Source organism: Alitiscatomonas sp. (assembly GCF_037242085.1).
GTDB classification, from domain to species: Bacteria; Bacillota; Clostridia; order Lachnospirales; family Lachnospiraceae; genus Alitiscatomonas; species Alitiscatomonas aceti.
The window spans coordinates 1-20,665 of sequence record NZ_JAXXBR010000059.1; the positions used below are offsets into that span (position 1 = coordinate 1).

Here is a 20,665-nt window from a genome sequence, read left to right on the forward strand (position 1 = left end):
CTCTCCGCCTGGAGGCGCCACGGGCGTGGTGGGGACGCCGGCCAGGTCATTGTCCGGCCACACGGGCTCGCCGCCTGGAGGCGCCACAGGCGTGGTAGGAACACCTGAAATATCCGGCCATGCCGCTGCTGCGCCGGCATTCGTTTCTTCCGGGGCGGTTCCGGCCCCTTCTCTGGGAGTTCTGATCTCGTTGTTTTCTGGCATGAAAAAACCTCTGTGTTTTTTAATTTAAGATATGTAAAAAAAATTTTAAAGTTCCTGTTGACAAATCCGTAGACGTATGTTATTATAACTGAGGCTTAAGAAAACAACCTGCTGCTATAGCACAGTCGGTAGTGCGCATCCTTGGTAAGGATGAGGTCACCAGTTCGATTCTGGTTAGCAGCTCTCTTTAAAAGCCGTAAAAGCTTTCCGATCCGTCGGAAAGCTTTTTTTGTCGGGATCCGACACCGGCAGCACAAAAATAAAAGGAAAGAGGAAGGTACAATGAAGAAATCCTATGAAATGGACATGTGCAGCGGACCAGTCCTGGGAAAGATCCTGATCTATTCTTTTCCACTGATGCTGTCCGGCATCTTACAGCTTCTTTTTAACGCCGCAGACGTGATCGTCGTGGGCCGTTACGCGGGAAGCCAGTCTCTGGCGGCCGTGGGCTCCACAGGCGCTCTGATCAATCTGCTGATCAATGTGTTCATCGGTTTGTCCGTGGGAGTCAACGTGCTGGTGGCCCAGTATTACGGGGCAAAGAGAGATCAGGACGTTAATGAGACGGTCCACACAGCCGTAGCCATCAGTCTGCTGTCCGGCGTGTTCCTGGTGGCTCTGGGACTTCTTGTGACCCGGCCTCTCCTGGAGCTGATGGGCACTCCTGATGATGTGATCGATAAATCCGCCATTTATATGAAGATTTATTTCGCCGGGATGCCGGCCACCATGCTCTATAACTTCGGAAGCGCCGTTCTGAGGGCTGTGGGCGATACCAGGCGTCCCTTATATTTCCTTACGGCAGCCGGCGTGGTGAATGTGGTCCTGAATCTGTTTTTTGTTATTTCCCTGAATATGGATGTGGCCGGCGTTGCCCTGGCCACAGTGATCTCCCAGGTGATCTCTGCGGGCCTGGTATTCTGGTGCCTGGTAAAGAGCGAGGGCGCTTTAAAGCTCAGGATCCGGGATCTGCGGATCAGTAAGGTAAAGCTTAAGAGGATCGCCAAGATCGGTCTTCCTGCCGGGATGCAGGGCGCAGTATTCTCCATCTCCAATGTGCTGATCCAGTCGTCGGTCAACTCCTTCGGCTCCATCGCCATGGCGGGAAACACGGCCTCCCAGAATATCGAGGGCTTTATCTACAATGCCATGAATGCCATCTACCAGACGAACTTAAGCTTTACCAGCCAGAACTACGGCGGCCGGAAATATAAGAGGATCGGCCGGATCACCCTCACCTGCGTCGGCGTTGTGACTGCGGTGGGGCTGGGCATGGGCCTGGCGGCCTTTGCTGCCGGTGAGAGCCTGCTGCGGATCTATTCCTCGGATCCGGAGGTGATCCAGTTCGGCTTAAAGCGTATGGCGGTGTTTGGGACCACATACTTCCTCTGCGGCATCATGGATACCATGGTGGGCAGTATCCGGGGCCTGGGAAGCTCCGTGATCCCCATGTGCGTATCCATTATCGGTGTCTGCGGCCTGAGAGTCCTTTGGATCTTCACGGTTTTCCAGTGGAGCCGGAGCCTGACGACCCTGTACCTTTCCTATCCAGTGACCTGGGTGGTGACAGGGGCGGTCCACATCGCCTGCTTCCTGATGCTGAAAAGGAAGCTTCCCAAAGAGGATGGAGAGTAAAAAACACATTTTTTTCACAAATTTCCCCCTTGCCAGCAGCGGCAGGGGGGATTATAATTTCTATGATAGTTAACTAGTTAATTATTAATTGGTTAATCGACTGATGGAGGCTCTGCCGGAATAAAAGGAGGGAGACCATGGATCACAAGATCGTAGAAGCGTTCATGCGGGTGGGAAAATGCCACCGGACGCTTCTGGAGCACTACTTAAATAAGGACGGCCTGTACCGGGTCCAGCACCAGCTTCTGATGTGCGTCTATAAATATCCGGACGCATCCCAGAAGGAGCTGGCCAGGATCCAGAACGTGTCCACGGCAGCTGTTGCCGTGACCTTAAAGAAACTGGAAAAGGGCGGATATGTGGGACGGATCGTGGACCGGGATGATAACCGTTACAATAAGATACGGATCACGGAGAAGGGCCGGAAGGAAGTGGAGCGGAGCATCGACCTTTTTAAGCGGGTGGAAAAGGGAATGTTCGCAGGCTTTTCTTCTGAGGAAAAGGAGTGCTTTTACAGCTGTCTCCAGAAGCTTTCCGGAAATCTCGAGCAGATGCTCCAACAGGCAAAAAAGGAGGATTGGAACTGATATGAAGCGTTATAAGAAATACATCACCCCGTACCTGGGCGCTTTTCTCATGGGCCCCCTCATGATGCTCACAGAGGTGGCGGGCGAGGTGGCGCTGCCCAAGCTCATGTCCCTGATCATCAACAACGGCGTGGCCGGAAGAGATACGGGATATATTTTAAAAACAGGACTTCTGATGGCGGCAGTGGTGGTATGTATGGCAGTGGGAGGCATCCTGGGCTCCTATTTTGCGGCAAAGGCGTCCATAAACTTCACCACGGATCTGCGCAGGGACGTATTTAAAAAGGTCCAGCAGTTTTCCTTTGCCAACATAGACAGCTTCAGCACGGGCTCCCTGGTGACCCGCCTGACCAATGATATCCAGCAGGTGCAGAATGTACTGACCATGGGCTTAAAAATGGCCCTGCGGGCTCCTGGGATGTTTGTGGGGGCATTATTTATGGCCTTTATGATGAATGGAAGGCTGGCGGCTATCCTGCTGGTGGTGATCCCCATTCTTTCCCTGGCCATCGGGCTGATCTTGAAAACGGCCTTCCCGCGGTTTGAGGCCATGCAGAAAAAGCTGGACCGGCTGAATTCCGGGATCCAGGAATCCCTTACCAACGTGCGGGTGGTCAAGTCCTTCGTGCGGGAGGATTTTGAGATCGGGAAGTTTTCCGGCCTTAACCAGGATCTGAGGGACAGCGGAATGAGGGCGTTAAAGATCGTTATCGCCACCATGCCGGTGATGATGTTTGCCATGAACGTGACCACCCTGGCGGTGGTCTGGTATGGCGGAAACCTGATCATCGGAGGCTCCATGCCCGTGGGAGACCTGACGGCCTTTACCACCTACATCGTCCAGATCCTCATGTCCCTGATGATGCTTTCCATGGTATTTTTACAGAGTTCCAGGGCCAGGGCGTCCTTAAAGAGGATCACAGAGGTATTGGATACGGTGGTGGATCTTAACGATGACCAGGCGGCCAGAAAGGAACTGAGGGTGGAAAATGGAAGCGTGGAATTTAAAGACGTGTCCTTTGGTTATGGAAAGGGCGGCGACCGGGTCCTGGAGCACATAAGCTTTAAGGCGGAGCCGGGCCAGACCATCGGCATCATCGGAGCCACTGGAAGCGGGAAAACTTCCCTGGTGCAGCTGATCCCCAGGCTGTATGATGTGACAGAGGGAGCGGTCCTGGTGGACGGAGTGGATGTGAGGGATTATTCCCTTAAAAACCTGAGGAATGGTGTTGGCATGGTACTGCAGAAAAACGTGCTTTTTTCCGGGACCATTGAGGAAAACCTCCGGTGGGGAGACGAGGACGCCTCCCGGGAAGAACTTGTGAAGGCGGCAGTGAACGCCCAGGCTGACGGCTTTGTGACGGCCTTTAAGAACGGCTATCACACAGAGATCGGCCAGGGCGGGGCCGGTGTGTCCGGCGGCCAGAAGCAGAGGCTCTGTATTGCCAGAGCCCTTCTTAAGAAGCCGAAGATCCTGATCCTGGACGATTCCACCAGCGCCGTGGATACGGCCACAGAGGCGGCGATCCGGGAAAGCTTTAAAAATGAATTAAAGGATACCACCAGGATCATCATCGCCCAGAGGATCTCTTCAGTCCAGGACGCAGACAGGATCCTGGTGCTGGACGACGGAAAGATCATCGGCTCAGGCACCCATGAGGAGCTTTTAAGGACATGCCGGGCCTATGAGGAAATCTATGTGACCCAGACTGGAGAAAATAGAGCAGAGGAGGCGGAAGCATGAGCAGCGTACTGAGAGCAGAACGGGAGAAGAGCTTAAGACGGCGTTACGGCAGCCGGACCGCCCAGAGGCCTGTCCATGGGCATGGCCCCGGTCCCGGAGGCCCCAGAGGGGGCGGCAATGCCCGGGGAGGCGGACAGCCCAGGGAGATGAAGGCAGTATTAAAGCGGCTTATGGCTTATCTGGAGCAGGACAGGCTGAAAATGGGGCTGGCATTTTTCTGCGTCCTTGTCAGTACTGTAACATCCCTGGCCGGCGCTTATATGCTGCGGCCCATCATCAACCAGTTTATCGCTCCTGCGGACGGAAGCGCAGGGAGCGTTTCTGGTCTGGCAGGGGGACTGGCGGTCATGGCGGCCGTATACATGGCCAGTGTGGCCGCCAGCTATCTCCAGTCCAGGATCATGCTGGACGTGGCCCAGGATGCCCTCCTGCGGATCCGGGGCGACCTGTTTTCCAGGATGCAGAGGCTGCCGGTGCGGTTTTATGATACCAGCAGCAGCGGAGATCTGATGAGCCGGTTCACCAACGACGTGGACACCATAGGAAATATGCTGAGCAGCACCCTGGTGCAGCTTTTCTCCGGGGCACTGAGCATTGTGGGAACCCTGGGGCTCATGCTGTATACAAACGTGTATCTGACGGTGATCACCCTTGTGCTGATCCCTCTGATGCTGAAGGCCGGAGGGGCCGTGGCCTCCCGGAGCCAGAAATATTTCAATGCCCAGCAGTCAGCCCTGGGAGCCTTAAACGGTTATATTGAGGAGACCATTTCCGGCCAGAAGGCGGTGAAGGTGTTCTGCCATGAGGACGTGGCGGAGGAGGAGTTTGAGATCTTAAACAGTGATCTGAAGGATAAGCAGATCCGCGCCCAGTTCCTGGGCGGGATGATGGGGCCGGTGATGAACAATCTGAGCCAGATCAACTACGTCCTGACGGCCTGTGTGGGCGGCCTCCTGTGCGTTATAAGGAATTTTGACGTGGGCGGCCTCACCGTGTTCTTAAACTTCTCCAGACAGTTTTCCAGACCGGTCAACGAGATCTCCATGCAGGTTTCCAACGTGTTCTCGGCCCTGGCCGGCGCGGAGCGTGTTTTTGCGGTGATGGATGAGGAGCCGGAGCCGGAGGACGATCCGGATGCCGTTTCCATGGAAGGGATGAAGGGCCATGTTTCCCTGGAGCATGTGTATTTCGGATACGATCCCGGGAAGCTGATCTTAAAGGACATCAGCCTCTACGCCAGACCGGGACAGAAGATCGCCTTTGTGGGCTCCACCGGGGCTGGAAAGACCACCATCACCAACCTGCTGAACCGGTTTTACGATATCCAGTCCGGCTCCATCACCATCGACGGCGTGGACGTGCGCCATATAAAGCGGGAGGAGCTGCGGAGGAACATTGCTGTGGTGCTCCAGGATACCCATCTGTTTACGGGAACGGTCATGGAAAATATCCGGTACGGACGGCTGGACGCCTCGGATGAAGAGGTGATCCAGGCGGCGAAAACGGCGTCGGCCCATTCCTTTATCATGCGTCTTCCCGAGGGCTATGATACGGTACTGGAAAGCGACGGAGCCAATCTGAGCCAGGGCCAGCGCCAGCTTTTAAATATCGCCCGGGCGGCGGTCTCCAGGGCTCCCATCCTGATCCTGGACGAGGCCACAAGCTCCGTGGATACCAGGACGGAGAAGCACATCGAGCGGGGCATGGACCGGCTCATGGCGGACCGGACCACCTTTGTCATCGCCCACCGGCTCTCCACCGTGAGGAACGCCAACGCCATCATGGTGCTGGAGAACGGAGAGATCATCGAGCGGGGGGACCACGACGATCTTTTAGCCCAGAAGGGACGGTATTACAGCCTGTATACGGGCAGGGCAGAACTGGAATAAACCTGAACATGGACTTAACATTTTTAAGCGCAGACTTAAGATTGTTAAGTCCATGGCCTTTGATTTTGCATTTTTTTAAGTACAAGGGCCTAAATCTTACGATTTTGTTAATATGCAAAGGGTTTACTAATTGTACATCTTATTGAAATATGCTATACTAAAGTCTGATGGTATTACGAATATTTAGAGAAAGAAGGTTTGTTAAATGGGTCTGAGCACATTTATAGGCGGCGTTCATCCTTATGAGGGAAAAGAACTGTCTTCCGATAAGCCGATTCAGGTGATCCAGCCGAAAGGCGAGCTGGTATTCCCTTTTTCCCAGCATATCGGCGCTCCTGCAAAACCGCTGGTGGCCAAGGGCGACACTGTTTTGGCAGGCCAGAAGATCGCAGAGGCCGGCGGCTTCATTTCTGCCAATGTGATCTGTTCTGTATCCGGGACCGTAAAGGGGATCGAGCCCCGTCTCATGGCCAACGGCAGCATGGTGCAGTCCATTATCGTTGAAAATGACGGAGAGTATAGGACCGTGGAGGGCTTTGGCCAGAAGCGGGATTACACAGCTCTCTCCAAACAGGAGATCCGCGACATCGTAAAGGAAGCCGGTATCGTGGGCCTGGGAGGCGCGGGATTCCCCACCAACGTCAAGCTGGCTCCGAAAAACGAAGAGGAGATCGATTACGTGATCGTAAACGGCGCAGAGTGTGAGCCGTATCTGACCTCGGACTACCGGGTCATGTTAGAACAGCCGGAGAAGGTCGTTGGAGGCCTTAAGGTGATCCTCCAGCTGTTTGATAAGGCAAAGGGCGTCATCGGCATCGAGGAAAACAAGCCGGAGGCCATCCGGATCCTGTCTGAGCTTGTAAAGGATGAGCCCAGGATCGAGGTGTGCACCTTAAAGACCAAGTATCCCCAGGGCGGCGAGCGCTTCCTGATTTATGCCGTCACCGGAGGCCGTGAGATCAATTCCACCATGCTCCCGGCAGATGCAGGCTGCATCGTGGACAACATCGACACGGTGGTGTCTATTTATAATGCTGTGTGTGAGACCACGCCGCTGATCCGGAGGATCATCACGGTCACAGGCGACGCCATCCGGGAGCCCAGGAACTTCGAGGTACGGCTGGGCACCAACTACCAGGAGCTGATCGAGGCGGCCGGCGGCTTTAAGGAAGAGCCGGAGAAGGTCCTTTCCGGCGGTCCCATGATGGGCCAGGCGCTTTTCTCCTACGATATCCCGGTGATGAAGACCTCATCGGCCCTCACCTGCCTTACAAAAGACCAGGTGGCAGCCAATGCTGAAACGGCCTGTATCCGCTGCGGACGCTGCGTGGACGTATGTCCCGGACGGGTGGTGCCGCAGATGTTAATGACGGCCGCGGAGCATCACGATCTGGCAGCCTTTGAAAAATTAAACGGTATGGAGTGCTGTGAGTGCGGCTCCTGTACCTTTATCTGCCCGGCCCACAGACCCCTTACCCAGGCATTTAAGGAAATGCGTAAGGCTGTGATGGCTGAGAGAAAAAAGAAAGCGTAGGAGGTGGAAGAAATGAGTAAATTACTGAATGTATCATCATCGCCTCATGTACGCAGCAGCGTGTCCACACAGAATCTGATGTATGACGTGGCCATCGCCATGCTCCCGGCCACCATCTGGGGCGTGATGCAGTTTGGATTCTATTCCCTGCTGGTGGTTGCGGCGACGGTGCTGTCCTGTGTCCTGAGTGAGTATGTGTTTGAGACACTGATGAAAAAGCCCATCACCATCAGCGACGGCAGTGCCCTGGTAACAGGTATGATCCTGGGCCTTAATATGCCCCCGACGATCCCCTTATGGATCCCGGTGCTGGGCGGTATGTTTGCCATCATTGTCGTAAAGCAGCTTTACGGCGGCCTTGGCCAGAACTGGATGAACCCGGCCCTGGCAGCAAGATGCTTCCTTCTGATCTCATTTGCAGGCTCCATGACCCGGTTCACGGATCCTGTGACAGACGCTGTGGCGGGAGCTACTCCCCTGGCAGTGATCAAGGCCGGCGGCGAATATGACCTGATGAGCATGTTCATCGGCAAGATCCCGGGAACCATCGGTGAGGTATCCGTTATCGCCCTTCTGATCGGTGCGGCGTACCTTCTGGTGAGAAAGGTGATCTCCATCCGGATCCCCGCTACATATATCCTGACCTTCGCTGTGTTCGCATTTATCTTCGGACGGCAGGACATGGGCTATGTGCTGGCGGAGCTCTGCGGCGGCGGCCTGATCTTCGGCGCATTCTTCATGGCTACGGATTATGTCACAAGCCCCATCACTCCCAGAGGCCAGATCATTTTCGGCGTATGTCTTGGTATCCTCACAGGGCTTTTCCGTATCTTCGGCGGCAGCGCAGAGGGCGTTTCCTATGCGATCATCTTCTGCAATATGCTGGTTCCGCTGATCGAGAGGGTAACGATCCCGACAGCATTCGGCAAAGGGGGTAAGAAACATGGCGGCAAGTAAATCCGGTTTTATGAAAGATGCCCTGATCCTGTTCGCGATCACTCTGATCTCCGGCGTCTGCCTGGGCTTTGTCTACGACATCACCAAGGCGCCCATCGAACGGGCCACCATCGAGGCAAACAACAGAACGTATAAAGAGGTGCTTTCCACCGCAGCAGAATTCTCCGAGGTGGAGGGCTCTGCCGAAAAGATCGCTGTTCTGACAGAAAGCGGCGAGCTGGAGGGACTGGGCTACGGCAGCGTTGCCATCGAGTCCGTCCTTGAAGGAAAGGACGAGAGCGGAGCCGTCACCGGCCATGTCATCAACTCCCTTTCCAACAACAGCTACGGAGGAGCCGTGAAGATCTCCGTGGGCTTTGATGCAGACGGAGCCATCACCGGCGTGGGGATCCGTGAGATCAACGATACCCCGGGCCTTGGCTTAAAGGCAAAGGAGGCGGGCTTCCGGGACCAGTATGTGGGAAAGAACGCAGATTCCTTAACGGTCACAAAGACTGGAGCCTCTGAAGACAATGAGATCGATGCCATCAGCGGCGCCACCGTTACTTCGAATGCAGTGACAAACGCAGTGAATGCAGCCTTATATTACCTGCATAACTGCATGAACTAGGAGGTGGGGATTCATGAATAAATGCACAGAACGTCTATATAACGGTATTATCAAGGAAAACCCGACCTTCATCCTGATGTTAGGTATGTGTCCGACCCTGGCGACCACCACATCGGCCATCAACGGACTGGGTATGGGCCTTTCCACCACAGCGGTACTGATGTTTTCCAACCTGATCATTTCTCTTCTGAGAAAGATCATTCCGGACCGGGTGCGTATTCCGGCCTTCATCGTGATCGTGGCCAGCCTGGTTACCATCGTACAGCTCTTAATGCAGGGCTACGTTCCGTCCCTGTACGCATCCCTGGGCATCTATATCCCGCTGATCGTGGTAAACTGCATCATCCTTGGCCGCGCCGAGTCCTACGCCTGCAAGAACGGCCCGGCCGAGTCCTTCTTTGACGGTCTTGGAATGGGCCTGGGCTTTTCCCTGTCCCTGACAGTCATTGGAATGTGCCGTGAGCTCATCGGTGCAGGAGCCGTATTTGGCCATGTGATCATTCCGGAGCAGTTCCATATCTCCATCATGATCCTGGCTCCAGGAGCTTTATTTACCCTGGCCATGCTTTCTGCACTCCAGAACAAGCTCCGTCTTCCCAGCGCCACCAACGGCGACGCTCCCAGGTCTGACCTGGCCTGCGGCGGTGACTGTCTCCATTGTTCCGGCTGCACGGGCATGACGAACCATGCAGTGCTGGCAGAGAAAAAGGCAGAAGCGGCGGCAGCAGCAGCGGCAGCCAAAAAGGCGGCGGCAGAGAAGGCACTGGCAGCGAAAAAGGCCGCTGAAGAAGCAAAAGCGGCAGACGCAGCAAAGAAAGAAAATTAAGGAGGAAGTGGAGTAATGAAAGAACTATTATTGATCGCCATCGGCTCCGCCCTGGTAAATAACGTTGTATTAAGCCAGTTCCTCGGTCTTTGCCCGTTCCTTGGCGTATCCAAGAAAACGGAGACTGCGGCCGGTATGGGCGCTGCGGTCGTATTCGTTATCACCATCGCATCGGCCTGTACCAGCCTGATTTATGACTTTGTGCTGGTAAAGCTGGGGATCGAGTATCTCCAGACCATCGTATTTATCCTTGTGATCGCCGCTCTGGTACAGTTCGTTGAGATGTTCTTAAAGAAGAACATGGTGAGCCTTTACGAGGCCCTGGGCGTATACCTGCCTCTGATCACCACCAACTGCGCCGTTTTAGGCGTGGCCCTGACCAATGTGCAGGAGAAATATAACTTTGTTGAGAGCGTTGTCAATGGTATCGGCGTTTCTGTTGGATTTACGATCGCCATCGTCCTGCTTTCCGGTATCCGTGAAAAGATCGAGTATAACGATGTGCCCCATTCTTTCCAGGGATCTCCCATCGTTCTGATCACAGCAGGCCTGATGTCCATCGCATTCTTCGGATTCTCCGGTCTGATTTAAGGAGGGGCGAGGGATGAATATTACAGGTATTATCATCGCGGCCGCCGTGGTCGGTATCGTCGGTATCGTCATCGGTATTCTTCTGGGGATCGCCAGTGAGAAATTCAAGGTCGAGGTGGATGAGAGAGAGATCCTTGTACGTGCAGAGCTTCCGGGCAATAATTGCGGCGGCTGCGGATATGCAGGCTGCGACGCCCTGGCCAAGGCCATTGTGGAAGGTAAGGCAAAAGTAAACCAGTGTCCGGTGGGCGGCGCTTCAGTGGGCGATAAGATCGCGGCCATCATGGGCGTGGAAGCCGGCGCTGCGGAAAAGATGGTGGCCTTTGTAAAATGTAAGGGCACCTGCGATAAGGCAAACGTCCAGTATAATTACTACGGTATGGATGACTGCGTAAAGATCGCCGCAGCCGTTCCGGGAGCCGGAGATAAGGCATGCTCTTATGGCTGTCTGGGCTCCGGAAGCTGTGTAAAGGCCTGTCAGTTTGACGCCATCCATATCGTGGACGGCGTGGCTGTGGTCGATAAGGAGAAATGCGTGGCCTGCGGCGCCTGTGCGGCCGTATGTCCCCGCCATCTGATCGATCTGGTGCCCTATAAGGCAGAGCATCTTGTTCAGTGTAATTCCCACGATAAGGGCGCTGATGTAAAGAAAAAATGCGACGCCGGATGCATCGGCTGTACCCTGTGTACGAAGCAGTGCGAAGCCGACGCCATCCATATGGACAACAATGTGGCTGTTATTGATTATGAAAAGTGCACCAACTGCGGAAAGTGCGCGGAGAAGTGTCCGGCGAAGGTGATCTTATAGCTGGACAGAGGCTGGCAGAATCAGATAGTATGACGAAAAGGGCGTTCCTGGCGGGCGTCCTTTTTTCATTCCCGAATGCATTTTATACCACACCACAAGAATACAGCGGACGGTGCCGAATGATGTAAAAATAGGAGCAGCTCCGAAGGGCTGCTCCTAAATGGTATTTGCAGTATCATCCTGGTTTGCTGGTTAGAACAACTCTACACGACCAAGCAGCAGGTCAATCAGATTGCAATGGAAGATTCCGTTGTCATCATAGAAGTTATGAGGGATATCCATGCGAACGATGATTTTTTTGAAAAAGTCTTTTGTTAGGATTAACGATGCAAACTCAGAGGATTCCTTTTTATCCGCATCCATCTGGAAAGCTGACTGGATGTAGATTTTTTTATCCGCATCATTTACAACGAAGTCAATTTCTTTTTGCGTATTTGCACCGCCGGTACGATCCGTTACAACACCAACATCAACGGAATAGCCTCTGCGCAGAAGTTCGTTGTAGATGATGTTTTCCATAATGTGGCCGGGATCGTATTGACGATAGTTCAATCGGGCATTACGGAGGCCGATATCTGTATAATAGTATTTGTTTGGATATTTGAAATAGGTCTTTCCTTTCACATCATAGCGCTTTGCCATGGAAATGAGGAACGAATCGATGATGTGCTGCACATAGTTGGAAACCAGAGTGGAGTTGACCTTTTCGTTCTTCATACTGGTCAGTGCATTGGCTATATTCGTAGGATTGGTCAGAGAACTGATAGTATACCGCGATTTTCTCAAATTATCAACAGAACCGTAGAAAGTTCATAATAAAGTTACGACATTTGCGTCGCAAGTATAAGGCCGATCCTTAGATCCCGTCCGGGATAGTGTCGTCGATCTACACTTCACGCTTCGGTTTTGCCATTCCGTGATATTGTTTATGGCATTCCCAAAGGTCCGGTAATAAGCCAGACGGTATCGGCCACTGCGTTTTTTTTGTGTTCCGCAGCTTCAAAGTGAAATCCACAGAAAACTGTAAATAAAATTTAAAGCATCCGGACAGCAGATCCGGTATAATGAAAATAGAAGAAGGTCGCGCATATGCAAAAGAAAGGAGAGAAGACCATGAAACGGGAGGAATGGAAGAGAAGCTATAAAAGGATCTGCTGTCTGCTGGCTGCCATCGGAGCAGGGACTGCGCTTTGCGGATGCAGCCCGGAAAACGGCACACAGGCCGTAAGACGCCTGGCAGAGGTCCGGTTCCCGGCGGAGCCGGTGTATAAAAGTGATGAGGAACGATGGGAGGCAGAGCGGAATCAAAGCCTCCCGGAAGCCTTCCTGGCTGCGTATTCAGATTTTTCCTATGGAACAGCCGCAGAGCTCCTTAAGGACAAAAAGGAGAATACAGCCTATTCACCCCTGGGCCTTTATTACGCCCTGGCGGCAGCGGCCCAGGGAGCTGAGGGAAAAACCAAAGAGGAGTTCCTGTCCCTTCTGGGATATGACAGCGTCCGGGAGCTGGCAAAGGACTGCAAAAGCTCCTTTGAGATCCTTTATCACGTGCCCAATAAGAAAAACAGGACAGGAGCCGGAGAGGAGCCCCATACCTCGTCTCTTTATTCCCTTCAGATCGCCAACTCCCTGTGGGCCGACGACAGCCTTCCTTTAAAGGAAGCATTTGCCGGACGGCTTTCGGAATATTTCTATACGGACGTGTTCCAGGGGGATCTCCAGAGCGGAGAGGCTGGAGAGGCCATGGCCGGCTGGGTGAAGGAGCGCACGGGAGGACTGATCCAGCCGGAGCCGGCTCCTCTTCCGGAAAATGTGCAGCTTTCTTTAAGGAATACCATTTATTTTTACGATCAGTGGCAGGACCGGTTTTCTCCGGAGGCCACAGAGGAGGATGTGTTTTATACGGATGACGGACAGGAGATCATCTGTGATTTTATGAACCGGGAAAACGGTTCTGCTGGCTTTCGGAAAGGGGAAAACTTTACTGCCTCAGAGCTGGCTTTGAAAAACGGAGCCATGGTATTCGTTCTGCCGGATGAGAACGTCGGTGTCCAGGAGCTGGTCCAGTCGGAAGAAACCCTGAGGGAGGCCCTTTCCGGGACCAATGGCCAGAGCGTGGGAGAGGTGGTCTGGAAGGTACCGAAATTCTCTTACGGGTATAAGGCGGAGGGGATGAAGGAAATGCTCCAGACCCTGGGATTAAATGAGGCCTTTGGGGAAAGCGCAGATTTTTCCGGGATCTCAGACCAGAAGCCCCTGGGGCTTTCAGACGTTGTCCAGGAGGTACATATCGGCATCGATGAAAACGGTGTGGAGGCGGCAGCGTTTACAGAGATCCTATGGGCAGGAGCCGCCCTTCCCCAGGGCCGGGCCGAAATGATCTTAAACCGGCCGTTCCTCTATGCAGTAAAAAATAAAGGCCAGATCCTGTTTGTGGGGATCTGCCAGGATCCGGTTCCGTAAAAAGAAACGTGCAGAAATCCGGATACAGATAAAAATGCGCCCCGGCTGCTTCAGATCACTGAAGGGCTGGGGCGCATTTTATATCTGCTTTTACATGTATCCGGGTCCCACAGGGATGTAGATATCATCCAGCGGTGAGCTGGGGATAAAGGGAGCGGTGGTCTCCGGAACAGTTTCGTTGTCGGGGGCTGCGGTCTCGTTTTCCGAGGGCAGCACCACAGCAGACTGGGTATGGACTGTACACGGTCCGGGCATTGCGTACCGGGAGTCGTCGGTGCCGCCGGATTCTCCCTCCGGCGTTACCAGTACAGTCCGGCTGTGCCTGGATTCCAGCGGACAGAATTCCGTGGGAAGCCCGCCGGATTCGCCGCAGACGGTGATGGCCACATGGTGGTCACAGACCTGGGTGGGAACGGTACCCTTGGCAAAATACTCGGTATAAACGGCGCTTCCTCTGGGATCTGCTTCACAGACACCGGGGTTTGGAAGCATTCCGGACTTCCGGCACACGCTGGCGGTCTCAATTGAGTCGGGAACCGGGAAGCCAGTGTCTGCCAGTCCCTCGTGGGCACGGGCCATGATCTGCTTCCAGATCCGTTTGTGGTAGGAAGTGCTGCTCCCGATGGCCGAGATCTTCTGGTTATCATCGCAGCCGGACCAGATGCCGGCGGTATAGTACGGCGTATAGCCCACGAACCAGATATCCACATTGCTGGTGGTCGTACCGGATTTTCCTGCATTGGACATGCCTGGGATATTGGCCGGAACGCTGGTGGAATTCAGGCTGACGCCGGGAGAGGCGTACATGCGGCTGCTTTCCATGGACTCTGCCAGGGCGTCGGTCAGAAGAAAGGCCGTAGAATCCTTGAGGACCCGTTTGGTCTGTGGCTCATTTTCCAGAAGGACCTTTCCATTATGATCCAGGATCTTTGTGAAGAAAACGGGCTTCGTATAGATCCCGCCGTTGGCGATGGCCGCATAAGCGCCGGTGAGCTCCAGGTTGGAAACTCCCTTGGTGATGCCGCCCAGGGGCGTGGCTGCGTTATAATCTGTTTCTGTCAGGGAGGTGATCCCAAAATTCCGGGCATATTCCACTCCCAGCTGGGGTGTCACTGTCTCCATCATACAGCGGACGGCTACGATATTCATAGAATAAACGATACCGTCGCGGATGGTGCTGTAACCCATATAGCCCTTCTTTGCATACCAGTTCCGGAAGGTCTTCTGTCCCACCGTATAGGGGGCGTCATAGTAAACAGTGCTCAGGGTGGCTCCGCAGGTATCCAGAGCCGGGGCAAAGGCGGTCAATACCTTAAAGGTGGAGCCCGGCTGGCGCAGGGTGTTGGTGGCACGGTTCAAGGAAAGACTGATCTCCTTGGTTCCGCGCCCTCCATTGACAGCCTTCACATAGCCGGTGTGCTGGTCCATAAGGACAAAGGAAACCTGGGGCTGTAAAATGTAGTAGACCACCTCTCCCAGGACCGTATCGCCCTCTTTTGTCATAGCGGACTTATAGGCGGCGATGGCTTCGTCCGCCTCCTCCTTGGTTTTGAACAGGCCGTCGTAGGAGGCCTGTCCCAGATCCGTCCGGTAATACGTCTTCATGGTCTCGTCAGAATAGTTGGTGACAGTCTCATCCTCATGCTGGATGGAAAGACGGTAATCGACGGAGTAGTACACCACGTCATAATTATCCGGGTTGTTGACCTCCTCGTCCACAATGGCCTGGAGATCCGGGTCCTGGGTGGTATAGATGGAAAGTCCTCCGGCATACAGAAGATTGGAGGCCTGGGATTCTGTGTAGCCCAGCTTCTCCTGGAGAGCCGTCATGACCTGCTCGGTCAGCTCGTCCGTAAAATAGGAATAGGGGTTCTGGCTTTCCTGGGTCACCAGATCCACATTCTGGATCCTGGAGTAGACGTCGTCGGCCAGGGCCTCCTCCTGGTCTTCCTTGGAGATCTTTCCCTGTTCATACATATACTGGAGGATCACCCGCCGCTTTTCCTCGTTGTTTTTTTGCCCTTTTTCCGACAGAGGATTGTATTTGGTAGGGTTCTGGGTGATACCGGCAATGACTGTGGCCTCGGAAAGGGTCAGGTCAGAAACGTCCTTCCCAAAGTACCGCTTGGCGGCGGATTTCACACCCAGGGTGTTATTTCCCAGGTTAATGGTGTTTAAATAGTTTTTGAGGATGATCTCCTTGTCCATGATCTTTTCCAGCTGGAGGGCCAGATACTGCTCCTGGAGCTTTCTTTCCAGCTTTTCACCGAAGGAATCCTCGTTTCCGCCGGCGAAAATATTGTTTTTGATCAGCTGCTGGGTCAGGGTGCTGCCGCCGCCGGCGGGATTGTTGGTCAGGATCCCCACGGCCGCACGGATCATGGAACGCAGGTCCACGCCGTGATGGGACCAGAAACGGGAATCCTCAATGGCTACAAAGGCATCGATCAGGCATTGGGGCAGCTCTTCGTATGTGGCCTCCAGACGGTTGGATCCGGACTTCACCAGAGTCTCCGTCAGATTGCCCTTGCTGTCATAAACCATGGTCGCGTACCCGCTGGGTTCAATGCTTGCCACGTCGATCTCCGGCGCAGCGTCGATGATCCCTTTAAAGATACCGTAGCCCAGGCTCGCAGAAAGTATGATTCCCACAGTAAAAAGGACCAGAACCAGCTTCACAAGCCATAGGACCAGCTTGGATGCGACTTTCTGGGCTTTTGAACTGGACCTCTGCAGCTTTCTGGCTACTTCGTTTTTTCCATAATTCATTCAGGAAGCCTCCTTTATATTTCCCCATTATAACAAACTTCTCCAGAATAATAAATACCTATTGTGGAAAAGTTTTGTTTGTATTATGATATTTTTGACGGTAAAGTGGGGAATCAGTAAGAAAAAATTACGGATTTAGAAATAAATGACACAAGGGAGGGCACTGTATGGCAGATCGTTACAAGATCCTTTATGAGGGCGGAGAGGGTGAAACAGAGGTAAAAAAATCCCGGTTCATCGCCACCACAAGACCCGTAAAGTCCGAGGAGGAGGCGGTAAGCTTTATCGCGGAAATGAAAAAGAAATACTGGGACGCGTCCCATAACTGTTCGGCCTTTACCATCGGAAGGAACCATGAGCTGACCCGCTGCAGCGACGACGGAGAGCCGGCCCAGACGGCAGGACGTCCCATGCTGGACGTGCTTCTGGGAGAGGATGTCCATGACCTCTGCGTGGTGGTCACCCGCTATTTCGGGGGAACCCTCCTGGGGACCGGGGGACTGGTGCGCGCTTATTCGGGAGCTGTGAAGGAAGGCCTTTTAAACAGCCAGATCGTAGAGAAGTTCCGCGCATACCAGATGGATGTAAGGACCGGATATACGGGCGTTGGGAAGATCCAGTATATCCTCGCCCAGGAAAATATAACAGTCATGGACAGTATCTATACGGACCAGGTGGAATTTAAGCTTCTGGTGCCAGTAGAGCGTTATGAAGACCTGGAGAAGCAGCTCATTGAGGGGACCAACGGCGGCGCCAGGCTGGAAAAGGGAGACGAGATCTGGTACGGTATATTAAATAAGGAAGTAATTTTGTTTGAAGAATAAGATTTGATTGCATTTTACCGCTTATGATGCTATAATCGAGAGTCGGTAAATCAGTTTTGAGTCAGGAAAGAGGAGTTTTATGAAGATCAAACGCGAGGATATCAGAAACATAGCGATCATTGCCCATGTAGACCACGGCAAGACCACTCTGGTGGATCAGCTTCTGCGCCAGAGCGGCGTGTTCCGCGCCAACCAGGAAGTGGTGGAGCGCGTCATGGACTCCAATGACATTGAGAGAGAGCGCGGTATCACGATCCTTTCTAAGAATACCGCAGTATTTTATAAAGGTGTAAAGATCAATATCATCGACACGCCAGGCCATGCCGATTTCGGCGGCGAGGTAGAGCGTGTCCTTAAGATGGTGGACGGCGTGGTCCTGGTGGTGGACGCCTTTGAAGGGCCCATGCCCCAGACAAAATTCGTGCTCCAGAAGGCCCTGGAGCTGGATCTGCACGTCATCGTCTGCATCAATAAGATCGACCGTCCCGAGGCAAGACCGGCGGACGTGATCGACGAGACCCTGGAGCTTTTCATGGATCTGGACGCCTCCGACGAGCAGTTAGACTGCCCCTTTGTATATGCGTCTGCCAGGGCCGGCTTTGCAAAAAAAGAGCTGGATGATCCGGAAGTGGATATGAGCCCGTTATTTGAAACGATCATCAGCTATATCCCGGCTCCGGAGGGAGATCCGGAGGCTGATACCCAGCTTCTCATCAGTACCATCGACTATAACGAGTACGTGGGCCGGATCGGGATCGGAAAGATCGACAACGGTTCCCTGCGGGTAAATCAGGACTGCGTCATCGTAAACCATCATGACATGGACAAGAGACGGAGAGTGAAGATCGGAAAGCTGTATGAGTTTGACGGCCTGAACCGGGTGGAGGTCCAGAGTGCAGAGATCGGCTCCATCGTGGCTGTGTCCGGTATCCCGGATATCCACATCGGAGACACCATCTGTTCTCCGGAAAATCCGGTGGCGATCCCGTTCCAGAAGATCTCTGAGCCCACCATTTCCATGAACTTCATGGTAAACGACAGTCCCCTGGCCGGCCAGGAGGGGAAATTCATCACCTCCCGCCATATCCGGGAGCGTCTGTTCCGGGAGCTGAATACAGATGTGAGCCTGCGTGTGGAGGAGACGGATTCCGCCGACTGCTTTAAGGTTTCCGGCCGCGGCGAGCTGCATCTGTCCGTCCTCATTGAGAACATGCGCCGGGAGGGCTTCGAGTTTGCGGTCAGCAAGGCAGAGGTGATCTATAAATACGATGAGAGAAACAGAAAGCTGGAGCCCATGGAACTGGCCTATGTGGACGTTCCGGAGGAGTATTCCGGTTCCGTGATCCAGAAGCTCACCAGCAGAAAGGGAGAGCTTCAGGGCATGAGCCCGGCCAACGGCGGATATACCAGACTGGAATTTTCCATCCCATCCAGAGGCCTCATCGGCTACCGCGGCGAGTTTATGACCGATACCAAGGGAAACGGTATCTTAAATACCATCTTCGACGGCTATGCGCCGTTTAAGGGCGAGCTGAATTACAGAAAGAACGGCTCCCTGATCGCCTTCGAGGCCGGTGAATCCATCACCTACGGCCTGTTCAACGCCCAGGAGAGAGGAAACCTCTTCATTGGGCCAGGCGTTAAGGTCTACTCCGGCATGGTGGTGGGAGAGTGCCCCAAGGCCGAGGATATTGAGCTGAACGTATGCAAGACAAAGAAGCTGACCAACACGCGTTCCTCCAGCTCCGACGAGGCTCTTAAGCTGACTCCGCCCAAGGACATGAGCCTGGAGCAGTGCCTGGATTTTATCGACACCGACGAGCTCCTGGAGGTAACACCTAAAAACTTAAGGATCAGAAAGAAGATCCTGGATCCCACCCTGAGAAAGAGGGCCATGATCAGCAAGAAAAACCAGTAATCGGATACAAAAAGAAAATGGCGGAAAACGCCGGAAGGAACCGGGGGCATGTTTCTGTGGAACCACAGGGACATCCCCGGTTTTTATACTGAAAACAGGGGAGAGCATTATGATACAGATTCTTGTGAGCGCCTGTCTTACAGGCGAGAACTGCAAGTGGGATGGAGGAAATAACAGAAATGAAGCGCTTCTGGATTTTATGGAGCGAATGAAGGGAAAGGCAGAATTCCATCCGGTCTGCCCGGAGCAGCTGGGAGGGCTTTCCACCCCGAGACCGGCTTCTGAGGTGCGGGAGAACGACGGAGTCGTTGTCAATACAGAGGACAGGAATGTGACTGCTGAATTTCTCCTGGGAGCGGATCTGGCGTTAAGAGAAGCAAAAAAATATGGCTGCACCATCGCCATTTTAAAAGAAAAAAGCCCCTCCTGCGGATGCAGCGGCATCTATAACGGCAGCTTTTCCCATACCCTGATCCCGGGTATGGGAAAAACCGCGGCCCTTTTATCCGGATATGGGATCCGGGTGGTGGGCGAATCCCAGATCGGAGAGCTGGAAAAGGAGCTGCGATAGCTACTGGGCTCCCGGAAGGTTCCAGTCATATTTTCTTGCCAGAAGACGGATCATCACCACGATGGAGGAGCTTAAAAACATGGACAGGTTGTGATCTGTGGCCTGCATAAAGAGCAGATAGGAGACGGCTCCGGCAATGGAGGCGCAGGCGTAGATATGCTTCCTAAGGACCACAGGGGTCTGTCCGGAAAGGATGTCACGGAGTATCCCTCCTCCCACGCCGGTGATGACACCCAGAAAGGCGCAGAGGAAGCCGTTGTTTCCAAAACCGGCGCTGATGGCCATGTTGACTCCGGTGGCAGTGAAAAGCCCAAGTCCCACTGCGTCCAGGAAATTCATGATATTGTCATAGGTCTCCCCCTGGAGATGCAGGAGCTGGCTCCATTTCATCCGGATGGTCAGAAACATACAGTTGACGGTCCAGAAGGCGATGATGGTGTTGGTGGGATCCAGGAACATTCCCGGAGGCGTCTGGCCGATGAGGATATCCCGGCACATCCCTCCGCCCACGGCGGTGGTGACGCCCAGGACCACGATCCCCAGATAATCCAGACGGCGCTTTACGGCCACCATGGCGCCGGAGCTGGCAAAGGCAATGGTCCCGATGATCTCCAGGATCTTATAAACATTGATATCGGGCAGCATGATCTCTCCTTTTCATATACTGCGGACGGATCGGCGGTCATGGGCGTTTTCCAGGGCTGACAGGGATCGGGGTGATCCCGGCGGGCCGCT

Annotated in this window: 18 protein-coding genes and 1 tRNA gene; 15 read left to right on the top strand and 4 right to left on the bottom strand. The window is 53.8% G+C overall.

What is annotated here, in order from left to right:
- Positions 1-204: hypothetical protein (locus WIH05_RS04410; protein ID WP_337425038.1), on the bottom strand; the 204-nt coding region annotated here is incomplete at its 3' end.
- A 110-nt stretch (positions 205-314) separates the two neighbouring features.
- Here WIH05_RS04410 and WIH05_RS04415 point away from each other — a divergent pair.
- The 11 genes from WIH05_RS04415 to WIH05_RS04465 all read left to right on the top strand — a co-directional run bounded on the left by WIH05_RS04415 (position 315) and on the right by WIH05_RS04465 (position 11,385).
- Positions 315-387, top strand: a tRNA-Thr gene (locus WIH05_RS04415).
- Between the two features lie 99 nt (positions 388-486).
- A complete protein-coding gene (locus WIH05_RS04420) occupies positions 487-1,839 on the top strand; it encodes an MATE family efflux transporter (RefSeq protein WP_022274615.1) in 1,353 nt (450 codons plus the stop codon).
- A gap of 137 nt (positions 1,840-1,976) precedes the next feature.
- A complete protein-coding gene (locus tag WIH05_RS04425) occupies positions 1,977-2,426 on the top strand; it encodes a MarR family transcriptional regulator (RefSeq protein ID WP_022274616.1) in 450 nt (149 codons plus the stop codon).
- A 1-nt stretch (position 2,427) separates the two neighbouring features.
- Positions 2,428-4,170, top strand: coding sequence for an ABC transporter ATP-binding protein (locus tag WIH05_RS04430; protein ID WP_022274617.1), 1,743 nt, complete (start codon positions 2,428-2,430; stop codon positions 4,168-4,170).
- Positions 4,167-6,059 (top strand): ABC transporter ATP-binding protein, encoded by a 1,893-nt coding sequence (locus WIH05_RS04435; RefSeq protein ID WP_215652945.1) that lies wholly within the window; start codon positions 4,167-4,169, stop codon positions 6,057-6,059. The genes WIH05_RS04430 and WIH05_RS04435 overlap by 4 nt, the downstream gene beginning before the upstream one ends.
- Before the next feature lie 205 nt (positions 6,060-6,264).
- Positions 6,265-7,593 carry an electron transport complex subunit RsxC gene (gene rsxC / locus WIH05_RS04440; protein WP_022274619.1) on the top strand — a complete coding sequence of 443 codons (1,329 nt, stop codon included), beginning with the start codon at positions 6,265-6,267 and terminating at the stop codon, positions 7,591-7,593.
- A gap of 12 nt (positions 7,594-7,605) precedes the next feature.
- Positions 7,606-8,550: an RnfABCDGE type electron transport complex subunit D gene (locus WIH05_RS04445; RefSeq protein ID WP_022274620.1), complete on the top strand. Its 945-nt coding sequence runs from the start codon at positions 7,606-7,608 to the stop codon at positions 8,548-8,550.
- Positions 8,537-9,160: an RnfABCDGE type electron transport complex subunit G gene (locus WIH05_RS04450; protein WP_022274621.1), complete on the top strand. Its 624-nt coding sequence runs from the start codon at positions 8,537-8,539 to the stop codon at positions 9,158-9,160. Before WIH05_RS04445 ends, WIH05_RS04450 begins: the two co-directional genes overlap by 14 nt.
- A gap of 13 nt (positions 9,161-9,173) precedes the next feature.
- The gene (locus WIH05_RS04455; RefSeq protein ID WP_022274622.1) at positions 9,174-9,986 is read left to right on the top strand and encodes an electron transport complex subunit RsxE; all 813 of its coding nucleotides are present in this window, start codon (positions 9,174-9,176) and stop codon (positions 9,984-9,986) included.
- A gap of 15 nt (positions 9,987-10,001) precedes the next feature.
- The gene (rsxA, locus tag WIH05_RS04460; protein WP_022274623.1) at positions 10,002-10,577 is read left to right on the top strand and encodes an electron transport complex subunit RsxA; all 576 of its coding nucleotides are present in this window, start codon (positions 10,002-10,004) and stop codon (positions 10,575-10,577) included.
- Between the two features lie 13 nt (positions 10,578-10,590).
- On the top strand, positions 10,591-11,385 hold the full coding sequence (locus tag WIH05_RS04465) for an RnfABCDGE type electron transport complex subunit B (protein WP_022274624.1): 795 nt from the start codon (positions 10,591-10,593) through the stop codon (positions 11,383-11,385).
- A gap of 192 nt (positions 11,386-11,577) precedes the next feature.
- Here WIH05_RS04465 and WIH05_RS04470 read toward each other — a convergent pair whose 3' ends face one another.
- Positions 11,578-12,102 carry a DUF4143 domain-containing protein gene (locus WIH05_RS04470; protein WP_022274625.1) on the bottom strand — a complete coding sequence of 175 codons (525 nt, stop codon included), beginning with the start codon at positions 12,100-12,102 and terminating at the stop codon, positions 11,578-11,580.
- Positions 12,103-12,474: 372 nt separating this feature from the next.
- Here WIH05_RS04470 and WIH05_RS04475 point away from each other — a divergent pair, with 372 nt between their 5' ends.
- Positions 12,475-13,848, top strand: coding sequence for a serpin family protein (locus WIH05_RS04475; RefSeq protein ID WP_022274626.1), 1,374 nt, complete (start codon positions 12,475-12,477; stop codon positions 13,846-13,848).
- Between the two features lie 90 nt (positions 13,849-13,938).
- On the opposite strand, the gene WIH05_RS04480 is transcribed toward WIH05_RS04475, so the two are convergent.
- Positions 13,939-16,617: a transglycosylase domain-containing protein gene (locus WIH05_RS04480; RefSeq protein WP_337425039.1), complete on the bottom strand. Its 2,679-nt coding sequence runs from the start codon at positions 16,615-16,617 to the stop codon at positions 13,939-13,941.
- Between the two features lie 167 nt (positions 16,618-16,784).
- On the opposite strand from WIH05_RS04480, the gene WIH05_RS04485 reads away from it, so the two are divergent.
- The 3 genes from WIH05_RS04485 (at position 16,785) to WIH05_RS04495 (ending at position 19,930) form a co-directional block, all read left to right on the top strand.
- On the top strand, positions 16,785-17,441 hold the full coding sequence (locus WIH05_RS04485) for a YigZ family protein (protein WP_022274628.1): 657 nt from the start codon (positions 16,785-16,787) through the stop codon (positions 17,439-17,441).
- A 79-nt stretch (positions 17,442-17,520) separates the two neighbouring features.
- Positions 17,521-19,359, top strand: a complete 1,839-nt coding sequence (typA, locus tag WIH05_RS04490; RefSeq protein WP_022274629.1) for a translational GTPase TypA — start codon at positions 17,521-17,523, stop codon at positions 19,357-19,359.
- Between the two features lie 109 nt (positions 19,360-19,468).
- Complete coding sequence (locus WIH05_RS04495; RefSeq protein WP_022274630.1) at positions 19,469-19,930, top strand: DUF523 domain-containing protein; 462 nt, start codon at positions 19,469-19,471, stop codon at positions 19,928-19,930.
- On the opposite strand, the gene WIH05_RS04500 is transcribed toward WIH05_RS04495, so the two are convergent.
- Complete coding sequence (locus WIH05_RS04500) at positions 19,931-20,575, bottom strand: trimeric intracellular cation channel family protein (RefSeq protein ID WP_022274631.1); 645 nt, start codon at positions 20,573-20,575, stop codon at positions 19,931-19,933. It lies immediately after the preceding gene.
- Positions 20,576-20,665 lie beyond the last annotated feature (90 nt).

Coding starts and splice junctions, on each gene's coding strand:
- WIH05_RS04420 (WP_022274615.1), top strand. CDS start 487: ATGAAGAAATCCTATGAAATGGACATGTGCAGCGGACCAGTCCTGGGA.
- WIH05_RS04425 (WP_022274616.1), top strand. CDS start 1,977: ATGGATCACAAGATCGTAGAAGCGTTCATGCGGGTGGGAAAATGCCAC.
- WIH05_RS04430 (WP_022274617.1), top strand. CDS start 2,428: ATGAAGCGTTATAAGAAATACATCACCCCGTACCTGGGCGCTTTTCTC.
- WIH05_RS04435 (WP_215652945.1), top strand. CDS start 4,167: ATGAGCAGCGTACTGAGAGCAGAACGGGAGAAGAGCTTAAGACGGCGT.
- rsxC (WP_022274619.1), top strand. CDS start 6,265: ATGGGTCTGAGCACATTTATAGGCGGCGTTCATCCTTATGAGGGAAAA.
- WIH05_RS04445 (WP_022274620.1), top strand. CDS start 7,606: ATGAGTAAATTACTGAATGTATCATCATCGCCTCATGTACGCAGCAGC.
- WIH05_RS04450 (WP_022274621.1), top strand. CDS start 8,537: ATGGCGGCAAGTAAATCCGGTTTTATGAAAGATGCCCTGATCCTGTTC.
- WIH05_RS04455 (WP_022274622.1), top strand. CDS start 9,174: ATGAATAAATGCACAGAACGTCTATATAACGGTATTATCAAGGAAAAC.
- rsxA (WP_022274623.1), top strand. CDS start 10,002: ATGAAAGAACTATTATTGATCGCCATCGGCTCCGCCCTGGTAAATAAC.
- WIH05_RS04465 (WP_022274624.1), top strand. CDS start 10,591: ATGAATATTACAGGTATTATCATCGCGGCCGCCGTGGTCGGTATCGTC.
- WIH05_RS04470 (WP_022274625.1), bottom strand. CDS start 12,102: ATGAAGAACGAAAAGGTCAACTCCACTCTGGTTTCCAACTATGTGCAG.
- WIH05_RS04475 (WP_022274626.1), top strand. CDS start 12,475: ATGCAAAAGAAAGGAGAGAAGACCATGAAACGGGAGGAATGGAAGAGA.
- WIH05_RS04480 (WP_337425039.1), bottom strand. CDS start 16,617: ATGAATTATGGAAAAAACGAAGTAGCCAGAAAGCTGCAGAGGTCCAGT.
- WIH05_RS04485 (WP_022274628.1), top strand. CDS start 16,785: ATGGCAGATCGTTACAAGATCCTTTATGAGGGCGGAGAGGGTGAAACA.
- typA (WP_022274629.1), top strand. CDS start 17,521: ATGAAGATCAAACGCGAGGATATCAGAAACATAGCGATCATTGCCCAT.
- WIH05_RS04495 (WP_022274630.1), top strand. CDS start 19,469: ATGATACAGATTCTTGTGAGCGCCTGTCTTACAGGCGAGAACTGCAAG.
- WIH05_RS04500 (WP_022274631.1), bottom strand. CDS start 20,575: ATGCTGCCCGATATCAATGTTTATAAGATCCTGGAGATCATCGGGACC.